Origin of the sequence: Bradyrhizobium genosp. P (assembly GCF_049949265.1) — a bacterium.
Taxonomy (GTDB): domain Bacteria; phylum Pseudomonadota; class Alphaproteobacteria; order Rhizobiales; family Xanthobacteraceae; genus Bradyrhizobium.
This window is the reverse complement of sequence record NZ_CP188195.1, coordinates 1,906,590-1,928,001: the sequence shown is the minus strand read 5'-3', so window position 1 is coordinate 1,928,001 and position 21,412 is coordinate 1,906,590. Positions and strand designations below refer to the sequence as shown.

Genomic DNA, 21,412 nt, shown 5'->3' with positions numbered 1-21,412 from the left:
ATCTGACGGAAGAGTCCTGTCTGGGATTCCTCTTGGCTCGCGGAATTGCGAACCTAGGGATGCGTACAGGCATCATTGTCACAGTAAGTGCGGCGGATCGTGTCCGACTGGAAGCGATCGTCGCGGATCGGAACAGCCCGCAGAAACATGTCTGGCGCGCTCGGATCGTGGTTTTGAGCACAGCCGGCGACGGCACGAACGCGATCATGCGGCGGACCGGCAAGAGCAAGACCGCGGTCTGACGCTGGCAGGAGCGGTTCATGGAGGCCGGCGTCGAGGGTTTGTTGCGCGACAAGACGCGGCCGTCGCGCATCCCGCCCTTGGCGGCGGAGATCGCCGAACGCGTCGTTGCCCTGACCCAGGGCGCCCCGCCGGGCGAGACGACCCATTGGACGGCGGCCGCCATGGCCGGGGTCGCCGGGATCAGCGTCTCCTCGGTGCGGCGCATCTGGCGGCCTCATGGTCTCCAACCGCACCTGGTCCGGCAGTTCAAGCTGTCGCGCGACCCGGAGTTCGTGCCGAAGCTGCGCGACATCGTCGGGCTCTATGTCGATCCGCCCGCGCACGCCATCGTGCTCTCGGTCGACGAGAGGAGCCAGATCCAGGCGCTCGACCGAACCCAGCCGGGCTTGCCGCTCAAGCGCGGCCGCTGCGGAACCATACCCATGATTAGCGGCACGGCACCACGACCTTGTTCGCAGCCCTCAATGTGCTGGCAGGCAAAGTCATCGGGCGCTGCATGCAGCGCCACCGGCATCAGGAGTTCATCCGCTTCCTCAACGCCATCGAAGGCGAGCTTCCGGCCGGCATGTGGTGCATTCCGCAGGTCGATGGCGAATACGTCGCCCGCATGGAGGACGTGCTTGATCTCTATGCCGAGGTGCCCGATCCCAAGCGGCCGGTCGTGTGCTTCGACGAAAACTCATCGGCGAGGTCCGTCAGCCAATCCCGATGAAGCCGGGCCGGCTCGAACGTTACGATTACGAGTATCGTCGCAACGGGACGGTCAATCTCTTCGTTCTCCTCGACGTGCATCGTCCCTGGCGCAAGGTCAAACTTACAGAGCGACGAGCGGCAAAAGATTATGCCGAATGCGTACGTGACCTCGTCGACATCCATTATCCCGATGCCGAGACCATCCGGGTCGTGCAGGATAACTTATCGACCCACTCCGCCGGCGCCCTGTATCAGACCTTTCCGCCCGCCGAAGCCAGACGGATCTTGCGGCGGATCGAGTTCCACTTCACTCCCAAGCACGCAAGCTGGCTCAACATGGTTGAGATCGAGATCGGCGTCTTGCGGGGACAGTGCCTCGCTCGCAGGATCGACGACCCCAAGCGACTGCGCCGCGAAATCACCGCTTGGGAACGGCAGAGAAATGCTGCACGCTCCCGCATCAAATGGATGTTCACGACAGAAAAAGCCCGCGCAAAAATGGGCCGAGCCTACCCAGACGCTTCCAAAGAGTCATAATCACTGTGCAGAGGTACTAGTGGCAAAGCAAGCCGGACGAGGTCAGCTTGGCCATATCGAAATAGGCTTCGTGGGATCGGCAGTATTTTTCTGGCGTTCTCGCGGGCGAGATCGCGCGTTATCGCGCGGTCAATCCCTTGGTCGAATTCAGGCTGAACGAACTTGGAATTCTGCAGCAACTCCAGGACGTCGCCAGCGGTCAACTCGACGTCGGAATTGTTCGGCTGCCGGTAAAGTCGGCAGCACCGGAGTTGACGATTAGCGCGATCTATCGAGATCCGATCATTCTGGCGATTCCTGCACGTCACCCGTTGGCGAAGTTGAAGGCGGTGCCTGACAGTCGGTTTCGGAATGAGCCGTTCGACGCCGTTCAAATTCAGCAGGGCGTTGGATTCAATGCCCAGGTTGCCGAACTTTGCGCGGTGGCTGGATTAGCGCCGCAGATCACTCAGCGGGCAGGGCAGTTCACGGCTCTTGTCGGCATGGTGGCCGGCGGACTTGGACTGGCATTCGTTCCCAGCTCCGTCAAGAATCTAAAGATCCCCGATGTTGTCTACCGCCCGTTATCTAACTCCGATCAAAAATCAGAGCTGGCCATGGTTCACAGGAAGTCCGAACGGGCGCCTGTTTTGCTTTCATTCATCAAGGAATTGAAGCAAGCCGCACGTCCCGGCTGATGAGCTGTCGCTTCGAGATCGTTGATAGGCGCGGCTTATTAATAAGGCGAAATTATGTATTGGAAGCCCTGCATAACTGACGCGTAGTATCTCGCAAACGTCTCCCCTGAGCGGGAGGGAATTTGCGGAAGCCTCGCTATGTCGCCTTCAAGTCACGCAGTACGATCGGAATTCACAAAAATTACCTGGCCACCACAGGGCGTGACCCGCGCGCCCTACCAGCTCTTTACGGATCCGGAAATCTACAAGCTCGAGCAGGAGCGAATTTTCAGGGGCAAGACCTGGAATTTCCTGTGCCTCGACGTCGAGATCAAGAACGTCGGCGATTATCGGGCGACGACCGTCGGCGAAACACCGGTCATCGTTACTCGAGATCGGGACGGCAAGGTTCATGCGATGGTCAACCGCTGCGCTCATAAGGGCGCGCTAGTCTGTCTGAAGAGGAAAGACAATGTTCCAAGCCTGACTTGCGTCTATCACGCTTGGAATTACGAGCTGGACGGCAAGCTGAAAGGCGTCGCATTCCGCAACGGCCTGCGTGGCCACGGCGACATGCCGGATGATTTTGACCCAAAGCAACATCGGTTGCAGCCGCTCAGGGTCGAGTCGTTTTGCGGCATGGTCTTCGGGACGTTCTCGGACGAAGTTGAAGACGTCGAAACCTATCTGGGTCCCGAGATGGCGTTGTTCATCAAGCGCAATCTGGGGCGGCCACTGCGCGTTCTCGGAACGCACAGCCAGATGATCCACAACGACTGGAAGCTCTATGCCGAGAATTTGCGCGACTCCTATCACGCAACCCTGCTGCACACGTTCTACACCACTTTCAAGGTCAACCGCCTCGACATGGATGGCGGCATCACGCTGTCCGAGCGCAAGTGGCATCATCTGAGCTATGCCCGCCGCGCCAAGATGGACGAGGCCGCGGAATACGCCGAGGCAAAGGTTCACTCTGCCAACTATGAATCCGCGCTCGACGGTCCGGGTCTGGTCGAGGCTTGGGAAGAGTTCGACGACGGGATCACCCACAGCATCCGGACCGTGTTCCCCAACATGTGCGTTCAGTTCACCCTGAACTCACCGGCCATCCGCTTCTTCGCCCCGCGCGGCGTCGAAAAGACCGAGCTGTTCTAGATCTATCTCGGCTATGAGCGTGACACCGAGGAACAGGCGGAAATGCGCGTGTTGCAGAGCAATCTGACGGGAGCAGCGGGCCTCGTCTCGCTGGAAGACGGCTGTATCAACCGACGCGCGAACAGGCAGCGGATCTGATCGTCGCCTATGCTAACGCGCTTGATGACGTGCAACTGGATGCGTGGCCTCATTTCTTCACGGAAGACGCGCTGTATCATGTCACGACGCGCGAAACCACGAGGCGGACCTTCCGGTCGGAATCGTCCGTTGCCTGGGCCGAGGCATGATGACGGATCGGGTGAAAGCGTTTCATTCTGCCAGCGTCTTCGAACCGCACACCTACAACCACGTCATTGGTCGGCCGGTATTCTCGGAAGTTCAATCGTCGGCCGTGCTATCGGTTCGATCGAACTTCCACGTCGTTCGGACCATGGAAAGCGGTCGAATGGATCTGTTCGCGGCCGGCAAATATCTCGACGAAGTCGTGCTGGACGCAGAACGTGCGCGTTTCCAAAAGCGTGTCGTTGTTCTGGATTCGCGCAACGTCGATATCCTCGCGTTATTCCCTTGTGAAGCAAATGGAGCTGAGATTTCGTCGCGACAAGCATGGGACATGCTGGCAACCGACAAAGACGCGTAACTCGTCGATGTGCGGACACAGCCTGAATGGCTTTATGTTGGAAGCCCGTTCTCGCCGATCTCGACAAGCAGTTTGCCAAGAGTTCCTGGCATCTCCTCCCGGGATGCCCGTCAATTCAGGCTTCGTCCGGGAACTGCGCGCGATGCTCGATTCAAGCATCCCGTCGTCTTCTCTCGCAACGGAGGCCGGAGCCTTGCAGCCACGAAAGCGGCCTTCGCAGCGGGTTTGTCAAGCCTTTGAGCCTTGCGGGTGGCTTCGAAGGCCAAGTGGATGAACGGGAACTCGCGTGTGGCGGCGCCCGTACTCGTACCCGGTATACCTGTAAATTTAGAGGCGATGGTGCAACAAAACTGTGATTTCGTCGGCACTCCGCAGTTGAATCTCGAAGAATGGGCGGCTTTGCTCCGTTCAACGTGCGGAGGCGACCACAAAGTGGTCGGCTCCAAAGAGCTGCGATTTCGTCAGTCCCTCAATGCTTTTGCCGGTTGGACGCGCCGAGTAAGCGTTCACGGGATCGCGGCAGCCGCGATCAAGATCCAATGCGGGCTTGCGGCGGCGGATCATGGCGGCAACATTTACCGGTTCGAGCGGACGGGTCGCGATGTTCGCCTCGCTGACGTGGATTGGTACTGTGCATCATTTCAGGTCGCTGGTAGGTCAGCCGTGACCCAGAACGAGCACACTGTGCAACTCGGAGTGGGGGACGTTGGGCTCCTGGATGGGGCGCGGCCCTCGACGCGCTTATCTGAGAGTGGTTCGCAATGGCTGTCTATTTATCTGCCGCGTCACTCGCTCATTTCTCATCTCGGATTCGAGCCGCAGACTTGCTTGTACGGGCGCGGCGGAACGGCACCAGCGCGCGTCCTCCGGCAACTCGTTCTCGACGGCATCGGAGACGATCAATCCATAGCTGCGTCAGCCGGCCCACACATGCGACTCGCCCTTTACGATCTACTTGGCGCTTTATTTGCGCCCTCTGATCCGGGGCCTGTCTCCCGTCATGCGGACAGGCTTTTCGCCCGTATCCGGGGCGTCATCATGGATCGCTGTGCCGATCCTGACTTCGGCCCTGCGGCGGTGGCAGCCGAAACAGGGATTTCGCTACGTTACGTCCAGAAGCTCTTAACGGCACGCGGCTTTACATGCAGCGAATTGGTCTATTCCGTTCGTTTGGATCGTGCCGCGCACCTGCTGGAACGCCGGGCGTCGCTCAGTACTGGTCAGCATCTAAACGAAATCGCGTACGCCTGCGGCTTTCGCAACTATGTCCATTTCGCAAGAAGATTCCGGGATCGGTTTGGCCATGCACCGGGCGCCCATCTCGAAGGAAGCGGCGCCACTGGCACCCGGATAGTGCGCTGGTAAGCATTCATCATCGCTCACAACGTCTAGCGCTTGGCTGCATCTGGCCGCGACCAGCCACGGCATCGACGGCATCCTCGCGGAGTGCGGCGGCAATGCCATGTGCGCGACCTGCCATGTCTATGTCGACGAGAGCTGGCTCGGCCGCCTGCCTGCGATGGGCAGCGAGGAGAACGCGCTGCTCGACGGCGCCGCCGCCGAGCGGCGGCCCATGAGCCGTTTGTCCTGCCAGATCAAGCTCACGCCCGAGTTCGACGGCCTCGTGCTGCGCTTGCCGGATCGGCAGGTTTGACGGCTCAGTTCAGGCTCTTCCGTTGGCTGATTGTGAGGCGGATACCGCACATCTCAAGCGACGACGCGTCATCAAAGCCGTTCAGCCCGTCGGTTGCTGCATGGGGCATCCGCCGTAGAACGGGCGCCAATGACCGCGTCCGGCGGTTGCCAGCAACAACCGCGCGTGCCAAATAGAGGCTCCGCACTGAGGCTAAACCCCGGGGCTACACCAGCAAGTCCTCGGTGTGCAGAAGAGCCTGATTTACGGGGCTCTCTCGATGTCACTATAACGTGGCGGAGAGGGAGGGCTTCGCATCCCTGTGTGTACTGAAAACTTAAGCTCGGGCGTATTGGTGGTGAAGGCCGCCAAGGATAGCGCGTGATCTGATGCTTCCGGTTTGCTGAACTTGGCGCGCGATCGGAGCATCTTTGTCCAAAGACCGGTGCGTTCTGATGTCGTTGTAATAACGAGCGTAGTCTCGCGGGATTCGACGCAGATGCACCTCGCCCAGGACAAGGACGTGGTCCAAACACTCACGCCGGATCGATCCGATCAGCCGTTCGGCAAAGCCATTCTGCCAAGGTGAAGCCGGTGCGGTAGGCTTGTCCCGGATGCCCATGGCGCAAACACAACAGCCTGATCATTCCACCAGCTTACGCGTTTCCGTCACGCCATCAACCCAGACGAGGTTTTTCGGTACACCCAAGTGCAATCTGAGCGGCAAGGACCACGAGGCGTGGACCGTTTTCGCCTTAATCGGTTTTCCGTGGGATAGCGCAGCGAGCGTGAGAAAGCGCTCAGGCGCTCCCCTGTCATCGGACTGTGCGGCATCGCTTACCTCGCGAATAACAATCTCGGCGCCGTTAAGCGGAATGGATTCGAGCCTCGGATTGAACCCCATCGACGGGGACGGAAAGAAGCGGATCGGTTCGAACACGACGATCTTTCCCGTCGTTGTCGCAGGGGGCGAGCCTCCGGAAGCGCGCAACGTTCCCTCAGCGTGGCGTGCCATCTCTTCGAAATCGACAGCGTGGTCGTGGTGCATCATACCGACTGGCGGGGGCACGCACTTCACGCCGGAAGGATTTCTGCAGACATTCAAGGAGGAGTTCGAGCAGGACATCACCGAACTTGTGGGATCAGGACGACATCTGCCTGGAGACCTTCTCTCAGTCGCTGCATCGCGACGTGCGCAGCATCAGAAACTCTCGAGGCACTCCGAAACATGTGAACATGTACGGATCTCTACGATATCCAGACCGGCGAACTCCATCTGGTCGAGGAAAGCGTTGGAGATCCTGCCGCCCCTCGCGGAGTTGCTTGGAGGAGATAAGGCCTCGTCGGCAACAATTTCCTCTTTCATATGAGAGCATATGCTCGTATAATCTCAAAGGATCTGAAATCGTGCGCAACACAGGCAATCCCCACGACACGTTCGACCGACCGGCCGTCCCGATGCGGTCCGCGCAATATTCTCGCGTCCGACAATCCGTCCTTCTTGCGGCATTGGCGTGGGCGGCCTTCTACGCCGCGCCCGGCATGGCACAAAGCGGCGCTGCGCCGACCGTACAGACGGCGCCTGCAACCGTGACGGACGTAAGACGCGAGTCCGGCGCCCGGTACGAAAACTACGCATTCCGCGACGGAAAGGCCCTGGCGAAGCTTCGCCTGCATTACGCGACGCTCGGAAGTCCGCATCGCGACGCCGAGGGCGAAATCGACAATGCGGTGCTGATGCTGCACTGGACTGCCGCGGACGGAGGCGCCCTTCTGACGCCCGAATTCATGAAGGCGCTCTATGGTCCCGGGCGTCCGTTGGACGCGAAGCGCTACTTTCTGGTGTTTCCGGATAACGTCGGCCACGGCCAGTCGAGCAAGCCCAGCGACGGATTGAAAACCGGATTTCCCGCCTACGGCTACCAGGACATGGTCGAGGTCACGGAGACGCTGGGCATCAAGCGACTTCACGCGATCGTCGGCGTCTCGATGGGCGGGATGAACGCCTGGCAGTGGGCCGAGGCCTATCCTGAGTCGGTGGAAGGCATCATACCCGTCGTTGCGCTTCCGACCCGAATATCCGGCCGTAATCTTCTCTGGCGGCGAATGATCGTCAGTGCGATTCAGTCCGATCCGGACTGGAGCCAGGGCAACTACGTCCGTCAACCGCGCGGATTGACAGATGGTTACTACCTCCTTCGGCTCGTCTTCGACGGAGTTCCGAGATTTCAGTCCACGATCCCCGACCAGGCCGCCGCGGACAAATTCATCGGTTCGATCGGCAAGCAGGCCAAGGGCCACGACGCGATCGACGTGCTCTACACGATCAAATCGTCGGTTGACTGCGACCTGGAATCCGATTTTGCGAAGATCAAGGCGAAAGTCTACGCGCTCGGCTTCGACGACGGCGAATTCAACCCTGTGCGACTCGGCGTGCTGGAGACGCTTGCGAAACGCGTTCCGGGGGCGACATACGCGGTTCAAGCGGGATCGGAGCAGTCGCACGGCCATTTCACCATGGCCTTTCCGTCGTTGTGGGCGGGCCGCGTGGCCTCCTTCATGCATCTGCGCGGCGCTTCCGCATCGGCCAAGGATCGCAACTGATGCGGGCGGCACTTGCGTACAGGACACGACGATGGCCCTGAACGGATCAGACGTTCATGGCGCAGGCGCTCCGTCGTCGTCGCCTCACCCGCTCGACCGCGTGATCTGGGAGGCCCTCGTCAGCCGCCACAAGAGTTTGGCGCAGGGGGATGATCGCGCACGTCGCTATCCGGCGGCATTCGGACCATTCGGCGCCACGGTGGACGCGACCCCGGACAGCTATCGTTCGCTGGTTCCGTTGCTCCCCCCGGGCGATCGCCTTGCATTCTTCACGGTCGAAGAGGTTTCGACCCCGCCGGAGTTGACGGTCGTCAAGCGCGATCTGGTCGATCAGATGGTGCTTGCGGCTCAGCCGCCCGGTCCGGGCGCCACGCCGCTCGTGACGCTGGGGACCGCCGACATCTCCGAGATGCGCGCTCTCGTCGATCTGACAAACCCGGGCCCGTTCGGGCCTCGGACCATCGAACTTGGCCGCTACCTCGGCGTCCGTGAGAACGGAAGGCTCGTCGCCATGACGGGCGAACGCATGAAGCTCGACGGTTTTACGGAGATCAGTGCCGTCTGCGTGCATCCTTCGCATCGCGGAACCGGATTGGCGGCGGAACTGATCGGAGCGGTCGTCCGTGCGATCGTCTTCAGTCACGAGGTGCCTTTCCTCCACGTCTTCGCCTCCAACACGCCCGCCATAGCGCTGTATCAAAAGCTGGGCTTCGTTCGCCGAAGTCGCATGCATCTCACGGTATTGCAGAACACTAATCGATAGGTGACACATGCCGGATCAAACCCGTCCCATTCTTGTCACTGGTGCCACGGGCCGCCAGGGGCGGTCCGTGGCCAGCACCCTTATCGAGAGAGGCTTTCGCATTCGAGCGCTTGTCCGCCGAAGAGAAGAACGTTCGGCCGCAGTCGAAGCTCTCGGCGCCGAAATCACGGTGGGCGACTACGGCGATTACGCCAGTCTTCTGAAGGCGCTCGAAAACGTCAAATCAGCCTACTTCTGCTACCCGGTCGGCGCCGGAGCCGCGGGTCTGTTCGCGACTGCGGGCAAGGAGCGCGGCCTCGAACGCATATCGATCTGTCGCTGCGATCCACAAGCCCGGATAGCGCGACGCCGCAAGGGCGGGCGCAATGGGTCGCAGAAAAGATCTTCGAATGGCAGAATTTCAAGGAGTTCATTGCGGATCGCTGCGTTCTTCATGGAAAACATCCTCAAGAATGGCGGTCCCGAAATCCGAAAGACGGGAAGGATCGCAAACGCGTTCGGCAACGCGGCACTGAGCGTCGACGTCGGCAGGCTGGCGGCAGCGCTTCTGGCGAACGAAACGCTGACGCAAGAAAGGGTGCTCGCGGCGCCCCCACTATCCACTCGCCTATTCAGAGGTCGCCGAAACCATCGCCGCGACCATCGGGAAGCATGTCGGATATACCGAACTGGCGCCGACGAGTGGCGGAGGATCCTGATCTGGAAGGTGGAGGAAGCCGGCGAACCGAACCCGCGCGGCGCCGATCACCTCGTGGCCCAGTCCGCCGCGCTGCGAACCAGGACCCCAATGCCGGTCTCCGACCTTTGGCAGCGGATGGCAGGAACGCAGCCAACGTCTTTCACTCATTTCATCGAAGCGCACTAGCGAACTCATTCCGGAGAGCAAGCTGCAGCCGACCTCTCCGGTTATATGACGACGGATATCCGATCGCCGCGCGCCACGAAAGACGTGACGCGCAGCCTCGATGGGTCAGCCAACGAACTCGGACTTATGAAGTTGGACGAACTCTTCGATGCTCAAGGGCTTCTGTCCGGTGATCCTTTCGACGCTATCGCTCGTTCCCTTGAACAGGCCATCCTGATAGTCCTGCGCGACTTCGCACAGGTGCTGCACCAGATGAGCGGGCGCGTTCGGATTGTTGGCGAACTTCGCGCGAGAATCCTCTATCGGCTTCGGCGCATATAGGTCACCTCCCGGTCCAGCGGCTTGCTGATCCGCCTGGCCAGCTCGTAATGGTCCACCTCCACGGGCTCAAATAACGGATAGGTTTTGCCCGCGTGCGGAGCGGTATCCTTCAGGATGGCGGCGATGACGCGCCCTTGATCCTCGGCGGCGATGGGCGCATGCCGGCCGTTTCCGAACGGAAAGCTCATGATCCCAGTCTCGGCGATTCTCTTGGCGCGGCGGTGGTAGAGAAGCCATTGGGCAAAGAACGTCGGCCTCAAATGCGTGGTCGGAACGCCGGAACGGTCGAGAAGGCGTTCACAGGTCCCTCGCCGCATTGCTCTTCGAGACCTGGCGGGCGGAAATCTGCGACAAGTTGACGATCGCCTTCAGACCCGCATCCAGGGCAGCCTGGTCAAAGTAGACCGTGACGTCGAGCAGTCCGTGCCGGATCAGATATACTAAATAGGCCGCTGTGACGCCCTTCAGCGCTTTCTGCACGGCACCATAGTCCAGAAGGTGACTTCGGCGCCGATACGCCCTTTCGTCCTCCTTGTGGACGAATGCCCTCACCTTCGCACCGGCCTTTCGCAGCTCCTCGGCAGCAAACGTTCCGGTCGGCCCTGTCGCTCCCGTCACTACATAAATCGCCTCCATTTGACCACCGTCCTGTAATAAGAGTATATGCTCCTATTTGTATAGCGGCGTTTCGGACTTCGATCAAGGCCGCCCGAGACCCGACCCGCAAAGGCCCTTATCTCGGGCGTTAGACGGCAGTAAAGTCCGGCCCGTTTCCGACCGACGAGAAAGACCGGCGATGCCCGTCTTCGACTTCAGCGAATGCAATTGCCTCGCAGCCCGCAAGGCGGCACGGCGCCTCACCCTGGTCTACGATGCGAAGCTTGCACCTTGCGGAATCAAGACGAGCCAACTCACGATCCTGGCGGCCATCGACCGGAAGGGCGAGCTCACCGTCAACGACCTTGCCGAGATCATGGTCCTGGACCGCACCACGACCGGAAAGAACTTGAAGCCGATGGAGCGCGACGGCTACCTGAAATCGGTCGTTTCCAAGACGGACAGAAGAAGCCGCAGCATATCGCTCACCGGCAAGGGCAAGACATTGCTGGCGCAGGCCTATCCCCTATGGAAGTCGGCTCACGAGCAGTTTCAGCGAAAGCATGGCGCAAAGTTCGCCGCGGATTACCGGGAGATGCTGCGCGAGGTCACGGAGGCGTGAGAGAAGAAGCTCTGGCGCTGGTCGCATTGAACCCCACGCTGATAGGTGCATATGCTCTTTTCTCCCAATGGAAGCCCCGGTGCGAAGGATTGTCGTAAAAACCGAGCACGCCCGGGGTGTCGGCTCGGCAACATGAGGAGATCGATCGTGAGCGTCCAAGACTTCATAAAGAATCAGGTTCAATCGAACGAGGTCGTGTTGTTCACGAAGGGTGTTCCGACCGCTCCGCAGTGCGGTCTCTCATTTGGCCTGCAGAGGCTCCGGCGGCTCTCGACGAGATGGTGAAGCAGAAGTTGGCCCCGGATACGGAAACGACCGTGAAAGTCACGGCCGGGAGAACCCGCCCTTGTCGCAAGTCCCGCCGCACGCGTCCTCGTGGAAAAGGCGCGCGGCATCTACGGTGAGATCGGCCGTCCTCTCGGGATCAAAGAGATGATCGGCGCGGGAACCGACGCAGGCTATGCAAACCGGGACGGCAAGGCCGTGGTCGTCGAAAGCTTCGTTCTCCCTGGTGATCGGCAATAAACTTTCGGGAGGCCGCGGTCTAAGGATTCGCTTCGGAGGTCGATGCTAGACGCGACGGATGTGGTACTGATGTCCCGCCTGTTCACTCGAAATAATGCAATCCCAACCAGTCGGCGACCAACGCCGGTTTAGGCTCCCCTTCGATATCGAGCATAGTCGCCGTACGTCCCAACAGCTCTTTTGGCGACCTCATCGTGACCTCGCTCAGAGTAAAGCGTGCGCGCACGCGTTTTCCCGCGCGTACAGGCGTCAAAAATCGGATCTTGTCGAATCCATAGTTTATAACCATGGCTGCGCCATCGAGAGGCGGCAGCGTCTCATAAGCCATCGCCGGCAGCGCTGACAGCAACAAGAAGCCGTGCGCTATAGTTCCGCCGAACGGCGCGTCTCGCCTGGCCCGTTCCGGATCGACGTGGATAAACTGATGATCGTTGGTCGCATCAGCAAACGCGTCGATTTGTTTTTGATCGACCGTATGCCATTCGGATACGCCGACCTCTTGACCGACAAGCTTCATGTAGTCTTCGCGGTTCATGTTATCTACCCACAGATTATCGGTTGCGATGTGGCGAACAGACGGCACGCCGCCGTCGTTAGGAAGCGAGAACTCAAAAGCGCTCCGACCATGGACGAACGTCAAGTTCGAGCGTCCACGCGCTCCGATGCTGGTGGTGCAGCGTCCAATAGGCCTCGGCAATGGCTTCGATATTAAGGAGACCGTCGGCGCCCCGTTTCTCCTTGACGCCGGGCCTCACGGTATTGAAGCGATCTCCGTCGATGCCGCCGTCGATCACCACATGTCCGACGTGGACGCCCTTCGGACCAAACTCCCGCGCAATGCTCTGGCTCATGTTGCGAAGAGCGGCTTTTGCCGCCGCAAACGGCGCAAAATGCGATTTGCCGCGGAGGCTGCCGCTCGCCCCTGTGAAAAACAAAGATCCGCCGCCGCCTTCGATGAGGCGCGGAAGAGCCGCTTGGGCCACATGAAAGCCACCTAGCGTATGCTCGCGCCAGTGATCGCTAAAAAGCTCTTCGCTGATCTCTAGAAAGGGCGCGGGCCGGTTGCTTCCCGCGTTGTGAATTGCGACTGCTAGAGGAGCAAGTTCGCAGGCCGTCGCCACGAACCGCTGAGCGTCGATTGCGACAGACGCGTCACCGACGACGGAAACGACTTTTGCCCCCGTCGCCTTCAATTCCGCCAAGGTAGCCTCAAGCTTAACCGCATTCCGGCCAGCGATCACTACGGGATGGCCGCCTTGAACGAAGCGACGCGCGATCGCCGCTCCCAAACCCTGTGATGCACCGACGCCGACTATGAGCACGGCGCCCTTCGTTTCATGCGAAATGATGTGATTTCCTTCCATATTCGTCGTCAAGTGGTTTCTCCATGGTTCGACAGCTGGCTCGCGGCTTGTCGGCAGCGCTTGTTATTTTCGCTTTTCGAACAGGTTCATGGCTTTGAGGCTGCAAACGACTGCGTCATCCTGACTCAAGGCCTCTAGCAGGGAAATAACCATTCCCTGGTCCGGTTTCGAGCGGGACGGCCGAACTTCGAGCACCGAAACGCGGAGCCTCAGCTCGTCGCCGGGTCTTACCGGTTGAACCCAGCGGACTTCATCCACGCCCGGGGAAGCTCGGCTCGCGACCGCGGACAGGTAATTGTCCACGTACAGGCCCATCATGAGGGAGAGGGTGTGCCATCCGCTGGCAATCAGCCCGTTGTACCGGCCTTCCGCCGCTTTCACGGGATCGACATGCATGATCTGCGGGTCGAACCTGGTTGCAAAGGAAATGATCTCCGCTTCATCCACGGTGATCGGGCCGAACACAAATACCGAACCCACTTCATAATCCTCGAAGTAGCGTTCGTTGATCGACGTCAGAAATCGAGATACCGCCATCTTGCTCACGGGTGTTTGTAGGCCTGCATCGGGCGGGGCTCGCTAAGGATTGTAGGTACGATCAGTTCTAACATGAAGCCTGCCGGCGCCTTCCATCCGGTGCTTGAACCGTGCGTTGAAAGCGCTCAGCCCAGCGTCGCTTACGAGGACGGCATGACCGCCGTCACACCGCCGTCGATCGCCAGTATTTGTCCCGTAATGTGTTTGCCGGCATCGCTTGAAAAAAGGAGCGCGGCACCCTTGAGGTCGTCCCCGTCTCCGATCCGCTGCAACGGAACGCCGGTCGTTAGCTTGTCGATGCCCACGTTGTCGATGACCCCCTTTGTCATCTTCGATGGAAAGAAACCGGGCGCGAGTGCATTGACGGTGATGCCATAGCGGCCCCAGCTACCGGCCAGGGCGCGGGTGAAATTCACGACAGCCCCTTTGCTTGTGTTGTAGGCGATCGTCTGCATCTCGCTGACACTTCCGAGAAGCCCCGCTATCGATGCGATGTTGACGATGCGGCCGTATTTGTTCGGGATCATCGACCGCTTTCCGATCTGCTGACTCAGCAGAAAGAGAGAACGAATATTCAGGTTCATCACCTTGTCCCAAGCGTCAACAGGATGATCTTCCGTCGGCGCACCCCAAGTGGCGCCCGCGTTGTTCACCAGGATATCGACGCGTCCATGCTTCGACATCGTTTGTTCTGCGAGACGGGCGACATCGTCATCCTTTGAGTTGTCGGCCGCAATCCAGTCCGCATGGATCCCGAACTTGGAAAGATGAGCCTGGGCTTGCTCAAGATCCGCGGATTTCCGGGACGACAGAACAATTGTTGCGCCCTGTTCGCCCAGGGCCTCCGCAACCTGCAAGCCAAGTCCGCGCGAACCGCCGGTTATGAGGGCCGTCTTGCCCGTCAAGTCAAAGGTGCTTTTCACGCTTGCCATTGAGCTACTCCGTTAACTGTTGCTCCTCGCCCGATGGGCGGTCGCCCGTCGCAGCGAGCTGGCGTGCCGCCGAAGGGACGTCCGCGACTTGACATCGAAGCGCGGTGCTATAACATACTGACCGTTAAGTAAGTTGTCAATCGGCGCGCCACTTTCGAGGTAAGGTACCGAAGTGTCTATGATTTATGCGCTTCGAGGATCTGGAAGTTCGCGCGCTCCGGACGACTGCAGACGGAATCAGCCACGCTCATTGAACCGTGAATCTCGCCCGGTCGAGACGACCGGAAGCGAGCAAAAGGAGTAGACATCGTGGAACAAATTACAGGCGTTCAGCTCAGATCGTTGCTCAAGAGCAGCAGTGAAATCGAGATATCGCTGGTTCAAGACGTCTTGCCTGAACCGGCCGCGGACGAAGTGATCGTTCGTGTGGAAGCGACACCCATCAACCCATCCGACCTCGGCCTTCTTCTTGGCGCCGCAGATCTCTCGACGGCCAAAGAGACGGGATCGGCCGACAAAACGGTTGTGACGGCGCCGGTGACGCCGGCCGCCATGAGGGCCCTTGCCGCCCGAGTCGATCAGTCCATGGTCGTCGGCAACGAGGGCGCGGGCACGGTCGTGAGGGCCGGCGCCTCCCCCGCTGCGCAGGCGCTGGTCGGGAAGACGGTCGCCATCGCGGGCGGCGCCATGTACGCTCAGTATCGCTGTATTCGCGCGGACGAGTGTTTTGTCCTCCCTGAAGGCGTCACGGCGGAACAAGGCGCGTCGGCCTATATCAATCCTCTCACCGCGCTGGGCATGATCGAGACCATGCGGCGCGAAGGCCATAAGGCGCTTGTTCATACGGCCGCAGCTTCTAACCTTGGTCAGATGCTCAACAAAGCCTGCATGAAGGACGGAATTGGGCTCGTCAATATCGTTCGCAGTCCGCAACAGGCGGAACTCCTGAAGGGGATAGGCGCAAAGTATATCTGCGACTCTACGTCCACCACCTTTTTCGACGACTTGACCAAGGCTTTGATCACGACGGGCGCGACGCTGGCCTTTGATGCGATCGGCGGCGGAAAGCTTGCCGGCCAGATACTGACTTGCATGGAAGCCGCATTGAGCAAGAATTCCACTGGATACAGCACCTACGGCTCGCCCTTGCATAAGCAGGTCTACGTTTACGGCGCGCTCGACCTTCGTCCGATGGAATTGCGGCGCAGCTTCGGAATGGCCTGGGGCGTGGGCGGATGGCTACTGTTTCCGTTCCTCGAGAAGATAGGCCTGCAAGCAAAGCAGAAATTGCGACAAAGGGTCGGAGCAGAAATTACCACCACCTTCGCGAGCAAATACACCAAGGTGGTCTCACTGCCGGAAGCACTTTCATTGTCCAACATGACTGTTTACGCGCGGAACGCGACGGGCGAAAAATTCCTGATTGCTCCGCACAAGGCTTGAGAAATGCCAGCAAAGCGCATTCTCAAAAAGGGGTGCTGGGCAGACAGGCTCGCGCCATAGAAATCTGCCCTCAATCACGTCCAAATCGAAAAATCCAAAAAGTGCATCGGCCCGGCGTGGGCCGATGCTCCGATGGTCCTACTTGGTTACGAATTTTGCTCGATTTCGTTCAGCGAATTGTTCGACGCTGAGGGGTGGTTGTCCGGTTATTTTCTCTACCACGTCGTTGGTGCCAGCAAAAACACCGTCTTGATAGTCTTGAGCTGTCGAGCAGATGTGCTGCACCATGCGGGGGCTAAACCCTCCGGCTTCCATTTCAGCTCGAAATTCGGGAATCGTAAGCGGCTTATACGTAAAGGTCTTGCCGAGTGTCTTGGACAGTCGCGTCGCGATTTCGTGGTGATCGAGCTCGACAGGTCCAAACAGCGGGTAGACCTTGCCGGCGTGCGGCTTGGGATCCTGTAGCAGCTTTGCAACGACTCGGCCTTGGTCCTCTCCGGCGATGGGTGCGTGCCGGGCGTTCGCAAACGGGAAACGCAGCGCGCCATCCTTTACGCGCCAGCCAGGCATGTTGTAGGTCAGCCATTCTGCAAAATACGTCGGCCGGATGTGCGTGGACGGGATCCCGCTCCAGTCGAAAACCTGCTCGGAAATCCAATGGTCGCGGGCGGCGTGGCTTTTCGCCTCTCGCCTGGCCGATATCTGCGACATGTTAACGATGGATCCGACGCCGCACTCGCGGGCGGCTTGTGCGAAAAATGCTGTGGCATCAATCAGTCCATTCCGCAGCGGATAGCAAAAGTAGGCCCCTGCTATGCCCTCCATGGCAGCCTTGACCTCGTCGAGATCGAGGAAGTTGCCGACTACCGTCTCGGCGCCCAGGTCGCGCAGGGCGGCCGAGCGCTTGTCTTCCTTGTGAATCATCGCCCGGACACGCTTGCCGTCTTTCCGGAGCTGTTCGACCGCAACGCTCCCGGTCGTTCCCGTCGAACCGGTGATCAGATAAACTGGATCAGACATCCTGAGTCTCCTCTGGTTTGAGAGCATATACTCGTTTAAGTCTGGACCTCACGCCTTCGCGGACGCTTGGTTCAGCGTTCTCTATCGTGGTTCGGCTAGGTCGGCTTCGTCCTCGAACACGTCGCCGAATAGCTGCCATCGTTCGCCGTCAAACCTGCCCAGCCTCATTTGCTGCAGCGGAAAGTAGTCTGACGACGAAGTCTTGATGACAATGCCCGGAAGCAACATGGGCAGATCGAAGTTCATCGAGGCGGCTTTGGCCATGATGTTGGCGCCTGAAACATCGTCTCCGCAGGATTCAGCGACCTTCTGGAACGTCTGCCCCATGCTGTAGGCAATGACATTGAACGGATTCTCGATGTCTCCCGCCGAATAGTATTTTCCCATCCATGCCTTGTAGGCCTGCATGCTGAGGTCCTGGGACCACTGGGGGTCGGATGAATCCTTCAGGAAGAAGGCGGAGATGATGTCCCGCGAGGCCTTGACGCCAGCAGGCTTTAGCACCGTCGAGATGTTGGCGGAGATCGACGACAACAAGTGAAGAGGATGCCAGTCGATCTCGTGGGCCTTTTTGATCGCCTGGGCCGCGTACTTTGCGGTCGCTGCGTCGTAAATCGTGTCGGCACCGGCCGCCTTGATCGCGGCGATCTGCGCATCGATCACGGGATCGGTGGAGTTGTAGACCTGGCTCGAGACGATCATTTCGGTCGCGCGGGGTCCGAGGGCTGCCTTGAGGCCCGCGACCGCGTCGCGCCCCAGATCGTCGTTCTGCGAGATTATTCCGATCTTCGCGTTCGGTTTCGTGCGAAGAATGTACTGGCCGAAGATCTTCGCCTCTAGAAGCAGGGTCGGCTGCCAGCCCATCGTGCCGGCGAAGTTTTCCGGATGGCCAAACCGGCCGCTGGCGGTGATCAAGAAGAGCTGCGGAATCTTTTTGGCGTTCAAATACTTCTGCACGGCGGCATTCGGGCCGGTTCCGAACATTCCAAGAAGAACGCTTACATTGTCGTCTTCGACGAGTCGTCGAACCTGTTCCACCGTCTTTGGGGGACTATAGGCGTCGTCGTAGGAGATGAACTTCACGCTTCGCCCGCGAATTCCCCCCTGCTCGTTCAACATGTCGAAATACGCGGACAACCCCTTGGCCATCGTCGAATATGAGGACGCGGGTCCGCTGTAAGGACCCGTGTTGCCCACCACCAGGTCGGGTTTTTCAGCCGCTGTCGCCTGCAGGGCGCCCGGTGCGGCAGCGACGAGGAAGCTGGAAACAGCCAACGGCAAAGCTCTAAAGAGATAGGTTAAGCACACGACATGCCCCCATTTTGATTGTTAAGCCGGACTGCGTTCGAAAACACGCAACCCGTGCGTTCCAAAACGACTAGGCCGTCAGGGCCTTGCGGTCGGTACCGAGAAAGTGCTCACGAACGATCACGCGCAGATTCTCCCGCTCGACCTTTCCGATGGAACTGCGCGGCAACGCGTCCAGCACCAGAAATCGCTTCGGACGCTTGTAGCTGGCGAGTTGAGCGAAGGCCTTGATGACTCCGTCCTGGTCGAACGAGATATGTTCGTGCTCGACAACGACTGCCACGACGATCTCGCCCCACTTGTCGTCCGGAAGTCCGATGATCGCGCCTTCGCGGACGGTCGGATGGCTCAGGAGAACTGTCTCGACCTCGGAACTGTAGATGTTCTCGCCGCCCGAGATGATCATGTCCTTCTTGCGGTCCTTGATCGTGAGGTAGCCGTCGTCGTCGAACATGCCGAGGTCGCCGCTCCTGTACCAGGTGGTGCCTTCGATCTCGACCAGCGCCTCCTGCGTGGCTTTCTCGTTGTTCAGGTAATAAGAGAACGATGTGGGCCCGCTGACGATGATTTCACCGATCTCATTGGCGGGCAGCATGCCGCGCGCGTCATCGTAGACCGCGACCTGCGTCAGCGGCGCCGGCAACCCGACCGAGCCCGGTCTTTCGCCGAGCAACCGGGGATGACAAGTCGAAACGAAAACCGTCTCTGTTATTCCGTACCAGCTCACGATCTTTCCGCGCAGCCTCAGCCGTTCCTCGAGAGAGCGTTGGAGAGAAACTGACAACGGAGCAGATGCCGAAACCCAGTGCGTAAGGTGCGAAAGGTCGGCACTCTCGACCGAGGGCTCCTGAAGAAGTTGCCAGCCAACAGTAGGAACGATGAACGCCATCGTTATTCGGTGCCGTTCAAGCAACTGAAGCGTCCGCTGAGGGGTCAGCTTCTTGAAGAGATACTGGGTACCCCCGACAAGAATGACGCCAAGCGCTATATTCTCCATGGCGCCTCGGTGAAACATCGGTGCGACGGCAAGGGATCGAACGTCGGAGGTCAGCGACAGCGCAAGCGCGGTGAGAACCGCCGCAGACACGGCGGAGCGGTGCCGGACGACGGCACCTTTTGGTCGCCCGGTGGTCCCTGATGTGAACCAGATCCCGCCTTCCGCGTCGGCGTCGACCGTCTCGAACTGCGCTACGTCGGCGCCGCTCCGGACGGCGTCATCAAAGGACAACCAGTCGGCGGAGGGAGGAGCCCCGACTACAATACGAAGCAGTTCCTTTCCCGAGTCCAGTATCGCTTCGTCTGCGAGTGTCATAAGACCAGAATCCAGAATCATCGCGCTGCACTCGGCAGCAGCTAACTGATACGATAATTCCTGCGCGGCCTGGCGGCAGTTCAGCGAAACAACCGTCGCCCCCAACCGGACGATCGCGAAATAGCTGATGAGCAGTTCGCGCTGGTTCCAGAACAGGTAGGCGACCCGATCGCCGGCACGAATGCCGCTTCTGCTTAGGGCGGTTGCCAGCCTATCAGCCGCCAGGTCGAACTCGGCATAGCTCATGGTTCCTCCTTCGTCGACGATGGCGACCTGGTCGGGCATCGCCGACGCCGTGGAACGCAGCACGTCAGATATCGATCTATTGCGATCCAACATTCCTTCTCCCTGTTTTGTAACGGGCAGCTTTTGATACCGCTCTCGTAAACACGAACGCTCGGTTGTCGCCGCTAAGGACGCGGGCAAGCTTCCGGTCGCCACTTGACCCAATGAAAGAACGTGCGGCACGTCGCGCACCGGAAAAGCGAGTCCGATACGCTTCCGCCGAAAGGCAGCTCCAATTTTACGTCGGTGCTTTCGCAAAATGGGCACGCGACGTCGTGTTCATCATCCATGGCTTCCTGGCGAACGGTTTTCACGGGAGCGCAAGTTCGATGTTCTTGAATCGAATCACCTCGAACAGCGAAGCCGGGATCCCTCCCTGTCCTTCGCGCCGGATGCTCCGCTTCCATGCGCGTCCAGGAGACGAATTTGCGACTGGTGGGTCCAGATCGCTGACTTTGAAAAGCTCCGAGACGCTGTCGATGAAGCGTTGACGAAGTTGGGCTTCGGAAGCGTCTCGATATCCTGCCTGGAACAGCGGGTCGGGCTGTGAGTCATCGCCCCACCAATCCAGCATGTCCGCGAACCGCTGCTGGAAATGCCGGTCGACAGACGCGCCGGGATCTTTCCGGAGCGCCTTTATCCATCCCGCCATGTAGCTGTGATGAAAGCGCGACTCTCGGTGGACCTTGCTGGCGAGTCGCGAGAGGGTTCTGTCGGCGTCGAAGCTGCGGTAGGAATCGAGCTGCGTGAGGATCGCCTGCTCGGCCAGATAAGCCGTGACAATGAAGTCGGACCAGGAGGTTGGCGGCGTATCCAGCAGCTTGGGAGACTTGATGTCCGCGGCTTCGCGCGTCCACTCGGTTTCCTCACGCGTGATACCGTATCTACCGATGTATTGATAGAGTGCACGTGCCTGGCCATATTGGCCCTGCATCATCGCGCACAATGCGCTCCAATCCGATATGGCGCGGCCGTTCGGCAGCACGATCATGTACCAGCCGGCCAGCACAAGCTTGCTGTCCGCTATGCAGTACAGTTCGTCCCTGAGGCTCTTGTCGAGGCTGGATAAGTCCTGGGATGCGGCAGGTTGGTTTGTCATCAGACGACCTTGATCTTGACGGTTCGGCCCCGCTCCGTGATCGGTATGATCGCGGACGTTCGGACGATGCACATTTCCAGCCAAGGCTCCTGGTCATATACGAACCAGGCGCGGGCTTCCGCGAGTTCCTCATTCGGCGCTTCGATTGATCCGATGTGAGTCAACGGCTCCTTCGAAGTGCGCCGCGTAAAGACCTCGTAAAAGGAGAGCTCGTCTCCTCCCAGTTCGATCTGCCGTTTGATCGTTTTGTGTTGCATC

25 protein-coding genes and 3 pseudogenes are annotated in these 21,412 nt (G+C 59.5%); 14 read left to right on the top strand and 14 right to left on the bottom strand.

What is annotated here, in order from left to right; genetic code table 11:
- Window positions 1-59: 59 nt before the first annotated feature.
- The 7 genes and pseudogenes from ACP2YO_RS09510 to ACP2YO_RS09480 form a co-directional block, all read left to right on the top strand.
- Window positions 60-805 (top strand): annotated as a pseudogene (locus ACP2YO_RS09510) (IS630 family transposase); the annotation flags it as partial.
- Window positions 806-1,473 (top strand): annotated as a pseudogene (locus tag ACP2YO_RS09505) (IS630 family transposase); the annotation flags it as partial.
- Between the two features lie 137 nt (window positions 1,474-1,610).
- On the top strand, window positions 1,611-2,150 hold the full coding sequence (locus tag ACP2YO_RS09500; RefSeq protein WP_426440630.1) for a LysR family substrate-binding domain-containing protein: 540 nt from the start codon (window positions 1,611-1,613) through the stop codon (window positions 2,148-2,150).
- A gap of 201 nt (window positions 2,151-2,351) precedes the next feature.
- On the top strand, window positions 2,352-3,284 hold the full coding sequence (locus tag ACP2YO_RS09495) for a Rieske 2Fe-2S domain-containing protein (RefSeq protein WP_426440629.1): 933 nt from the start codon (window positions 2,352-2,354) through the stop codon (window positions 3,282-3,284).
- A 286-nt stretch (window positions 3,285-3,570) separates the two neighbouring features.
- On the top strand, window positions 3,571-3,924 hold the full coding sequence (locus ACP2YO_RS09490) for an aromatic-ring-hydroxylating dioxygenase subunit beta (protein WP_426440628.1): 354 nt from the start codon (window positions 3,571-3,573) through the stop codon (window positions 3,922-3,924).
- A gap of 432 nt (window positions 3,925-4,356) precedes the next feature.
- On the top strand, window positions 4,357-5,289 hold the full coding sequence (locus tag ACP2YO_RS09485; RefSeq protein WP_426440627.1) for a helix-turn-helix domain-containing protein: 933 nt from the start codon (window positions 4,357-4,359) through the stop codon (window positions 5,287-5,289).
- 40 nt (window positions 5,290-5,329) lie between these two features.
- A pseudogene (locus ACP2YO_RS09480) lies at window positions 5,330-5,578 on the top strand (2Fe-2S iron-sulfur cluster-binding protein); the annotation flags it as partial.
- 316 nt (window positions 5,579-5,894) lie between these two features.
- On the opposite strand, the gene ACP2YO_RS09475 reads toward ACP2YO_RS09480, so the two are convergent.
- Together ACP2YO_RS09475 and ACP2YO_RS09470 are read right to left on the bottom strand one after the other, a co-directional pair.
- A complete protein-coding gene (locus ACP2YO_RS09475) occupies window positions 5,895-6,179 on the bottom strand; it encodes an integrase core domain-containing protein (protein WP_426440626.1) in 285 nt (94 codons plus the stop codon).
- A 21-nt stretch (window positions 6,180-6,200) separates the two neighbouring features.
- Window positions 6,201-6,497, bottom strand: coding sequence for a hypothetical protein (locus ACP2YO_RS09470; RefSeq protein ID WP_426440625.1), 297 nt, complete (start codon window positions 6,495-6,497; stop codon window positions 6,201-6,203).
- Window positions 6,498-6,964: 467 nt separating this feature from the next.
- Here ACP2YO_RS09470 and ACP2YO_RS09465 point away from each other — a divergent pair, with 467 nt between their 5' ends.
- Genes ACP2YO_RS09465 through ACP2YO_RS09450 form a run of 4 tightly spaced genes read left to right on the top strand, consistent with a single transcriptional unit; the run spans window position 6,965 to window position 10,110 of the window.
- Window positions 6,965-8,161 carry an alpha/beta fold hydrolase gene (locus tag ACP2YO_RS09465; RefSeq protein ID WP_426440624.1) on the top strand — a complete coding sequence of 399 codons (1,197 nt, stop codon included), beginning with the start codon at window positions 6,965-6,967 and terminating at the stop codon, window positions 8,159-8,161.
- A 31-nt stretch (window positions 8,162-8,192) separates the two neighbouring features.
- Complete coding sequence (locus tag ACP2YO_RS09460) at window positions 8,193-8,924, top strand: GNAT family N-acetyltransferase (protein WP_426440623.1); 732 nt, start codon at window positions 8,193-8,195, stop codon at window positions 8,922-8,924.
- 7 nt (window positions 8,925-8,931) lie between these two features.
- A complete protein-coding gene (locus tag ACP2YO_RS09455) occupies window positions 8,932-9,789 on the top strand; it encodes an SDR family oxidoreductase (protein WP_426440622.1) in 858 nt (285 codons plus the stop codon).
- A gap of 45 nt (window positions 9,790-9,834) precedes the next feature.
- Entirely contained in the window at window positions 9,835-10,110 is a 276-nt protein-coding gene (locus ACP2YO_RS09450; protein ID WP_426440621.1) for a hypothetical protein, read from the top strand.
- Here ACP2YO_RS09450 and ACP2YO_RS09445 read toward each other — a convergent pair.
- On the bottom strand, window positions 10,089-10,298 hold the full coding sequence (locus ACP2YO_RS09445) for a hypothetical protein (protein ID WP_426440620.1): 210 nt from the start codon (window positions 10,296-10,298) through the stop codon (window positions 10,089-10,091). The two genes, ACP2YO_RS09450 and ACP2YO_RS09445, sit on opposite strands and share 22 nt — an antisense overlap.
- Before the next feature lie 109 nt (window positions 10,299-10,407).
- Window positions 10,408-10,746, bottom strand: a complete 339-nt coding sequence (locus tag ACP2YO_RS09440; protein ID WP_426440619.1) for an NAD-dependent epimerase/dehydratase family protein — start codon at window positions 10,744-10,746, stop codon at window positions 10,408-10,410.
- Window positions 10,747-10,906: 160 nt separating this feature from the next.
- Here ACP2YO_RS09440 and ACP2YO_RS09435 point away from each other — a divergent pair, with 160 nt between their 5' ends.
- Window positions 10,907-11,329, top strand: coding sequence for a MarR family winged helix-turn-helix transcriptional regulator (locus ACP2YO_RS09435; RefSeq protein WP_426440618.1), 423 nt, complete (start codon window positions 10,907-10,909; stop codon window positions 11,327-11,329).
- Window positions 11,330-11,704: 375 nt separating this feature from the next.
- The gene (locus tag ACP2YO_RS09430; RefSeq protein WP_426440617.1) at window positions 11,705-11,854 is read left to right on the top strand and encodes a hypothetical protein; all 150 of its coding nucleotides are present in this window, start codon (window positions 11,705-11,707) and stop codon (window positions 11,852-11,854) included.
- 82 nt (window positions 11,855-11,936) lie between these two features.
- Here the strand turns inward: ACP2YO_RS09430 and ACP2YO_RS09425 are convergent, their stop codons facing one another.
- From ACP2YO_RS09425 to ACP2YO_RS09410, 4 genes are all read right to left on the bottom strand, one after another.
- Window positions 11,937-12,389 carry a MaoC family dehydratase gene (locus ACP2YO_RS09425; protein ID WP_426443112.1) on the bottom strand — a complete coding sequence of 151 codons (453 nt, stop codon included), beginning with the start codon at window positions 12,387-12,389 and terminating at the stop codon, window positions 11,937-11,939.
- 73 nt (window positions 12,390-12,462) lie between these two features.
- Window positions 12,463-13,230: an SDR family NAD(P)-dependent oxidoreductase gene (locus tag ACP2YO_RS09420; RefSeq protein ID WP_426440616.1), complete on the bottom strand. Its 768-nt coding sequence runs from the start codon at window positions 13,228-13,230 to the stop codon at window positions 12,463-12,465.
- Window positions 13,231-13,281: 51 nt separating this feature from the next.
- Window positions 13,282-13,755 carry a MaoC family dehydratase gene (locus tag ACP2YO_RS09415; RefSeq protein WP_426443111.1) on the bottom strand — a complete coding sequence of 158 codons (474 nt, stop codon included), beginning with the start codon at window positions 13,753-13,755 and terminating at the stop codon, window positions 13,282-13,284.
- A 140-nt stretch (window positions 13,756-13,895) separates the two neighbouring features.
- Window positions 13,896-14,687, bottom strand: coding sequence for an SDR family oxidoreductase (locus ACP2YO_RS09410; RefSeq protein ID WP_426440615.1), 792 nt, complete (start codon window positions 14,685-14,687; stop codon window positions 13,896-13,898).
- A gap of 309 nt (window positions 14,688-14,996) precedes the next feature.
- Between ACP2YO_RS09410 and ACP2YO_RS09405 the strand changes: the two genes are divergently transcribed.
- Window positions 14,997-16,130, top strand: a complete 1,134-nt coding sequence (locus tag ACP2YO_RS09405) for a zinc-binding dehydrogenase (RefSeq protein ID WP_426440614.1) — start codon at window positions 14,997-14,999, stop codon at window positions 16,128-16,130.
- A gap of 138 nt (window positions 16,131-16,268) precedes the next feature.
- On the opposite strand, the gene ACP2YO_RS09400 is transcribed toward ACP2YO_RS09405, so the two are convergent.
- The 6 genes from ACP2YO_RS09400 to ACP2YO_RS09375 all read right to left on the bottom strand — a co-directional run bounded on the left by ACP2YO_RS09400 (window position 16,269) and on the right by ACP2YO_RS09375 (window position 21,411).
- A complete protein-coding gene (locus ACP2YO_RS09400; protein WP_426440613.1) occupies window positions 16,269-17,150 on the bottom strand; it encodes an NmrA family NAD(P)-binding protein in 882 nt (293 codons plus the stop codon).
- Window positions 17,151-17,231: 81 nt separating this feature from the next.
- Window positions 17,232-18,425 carry an ABC transporter substrate-binding protein gene (locus tag ACP2YO_RS09395; RefSeq protein ID WP_426440612.1) on the bottom strand — a complete coding sequence of 398 codons (1,194 nt, stop codon included), beginning with the start codon at window positions 18,423-18,425 and terminating at the stop codon, window positions 17,232-17,234.
- A gap of 103 nt (window positions 18,426-18,528) precedes the next feature.
- Window positions 18,529-20,247, bottom strand: a complete 1,719-nt coding sequence (locus ACP2YO_RS09390) for a class I adenylate-forming enzyme family protein (RefSeq protein ID WP_426440611.1) — start codon at window positions 20,245-20,247, stop codon at window positions 18,529-18,531.
- Window positions 20,181-20,345 (bottom strand): hypothetical protein, encoded by a 165-nt coding sequence (locus ACP2YO_RS09385; protein WP_426443110.1) that lies wholly within the window; start codon window positions 20,343-20,345, stop codon window positions 20,181-20,183. The genes ACP2YO_RS09390 and ACP2YO_RS09385 overlap by 67 nt, the downstream gene beginning before the upstream one ends.
- A gap of 20 nt (window positions 20,346-20,365) precedes the next feature.
- Window positions 20,366-21,238 (bottom strand): Phenylacetic acid catabolic protein, encoded by an 873-nt coding sequence (locus ACP2YO_RS09380; protein ID WP_426440610.1) that lies wholly within the window; start codon window positions 21,236-21,238, stop codon window positions 20,366-20,368.
- Window positions 21,154-21,411 (bottom strand): hypothetical protein, encoded by a 258-nt coding sequence (locus ACP2YO_RS09375; RefSeq protein WP_426440609.1) that lies wholly within the window; start codon window positions 21,409-21,411, stop codon window positions 21,154-21,156. Before ACP2YO_RS09375 ends, ACP2YO_RS09380 begins: the two co-directional genes overlap by 85 nt.
- Window position 21,412: the final 1 nt, after the last annotated feature.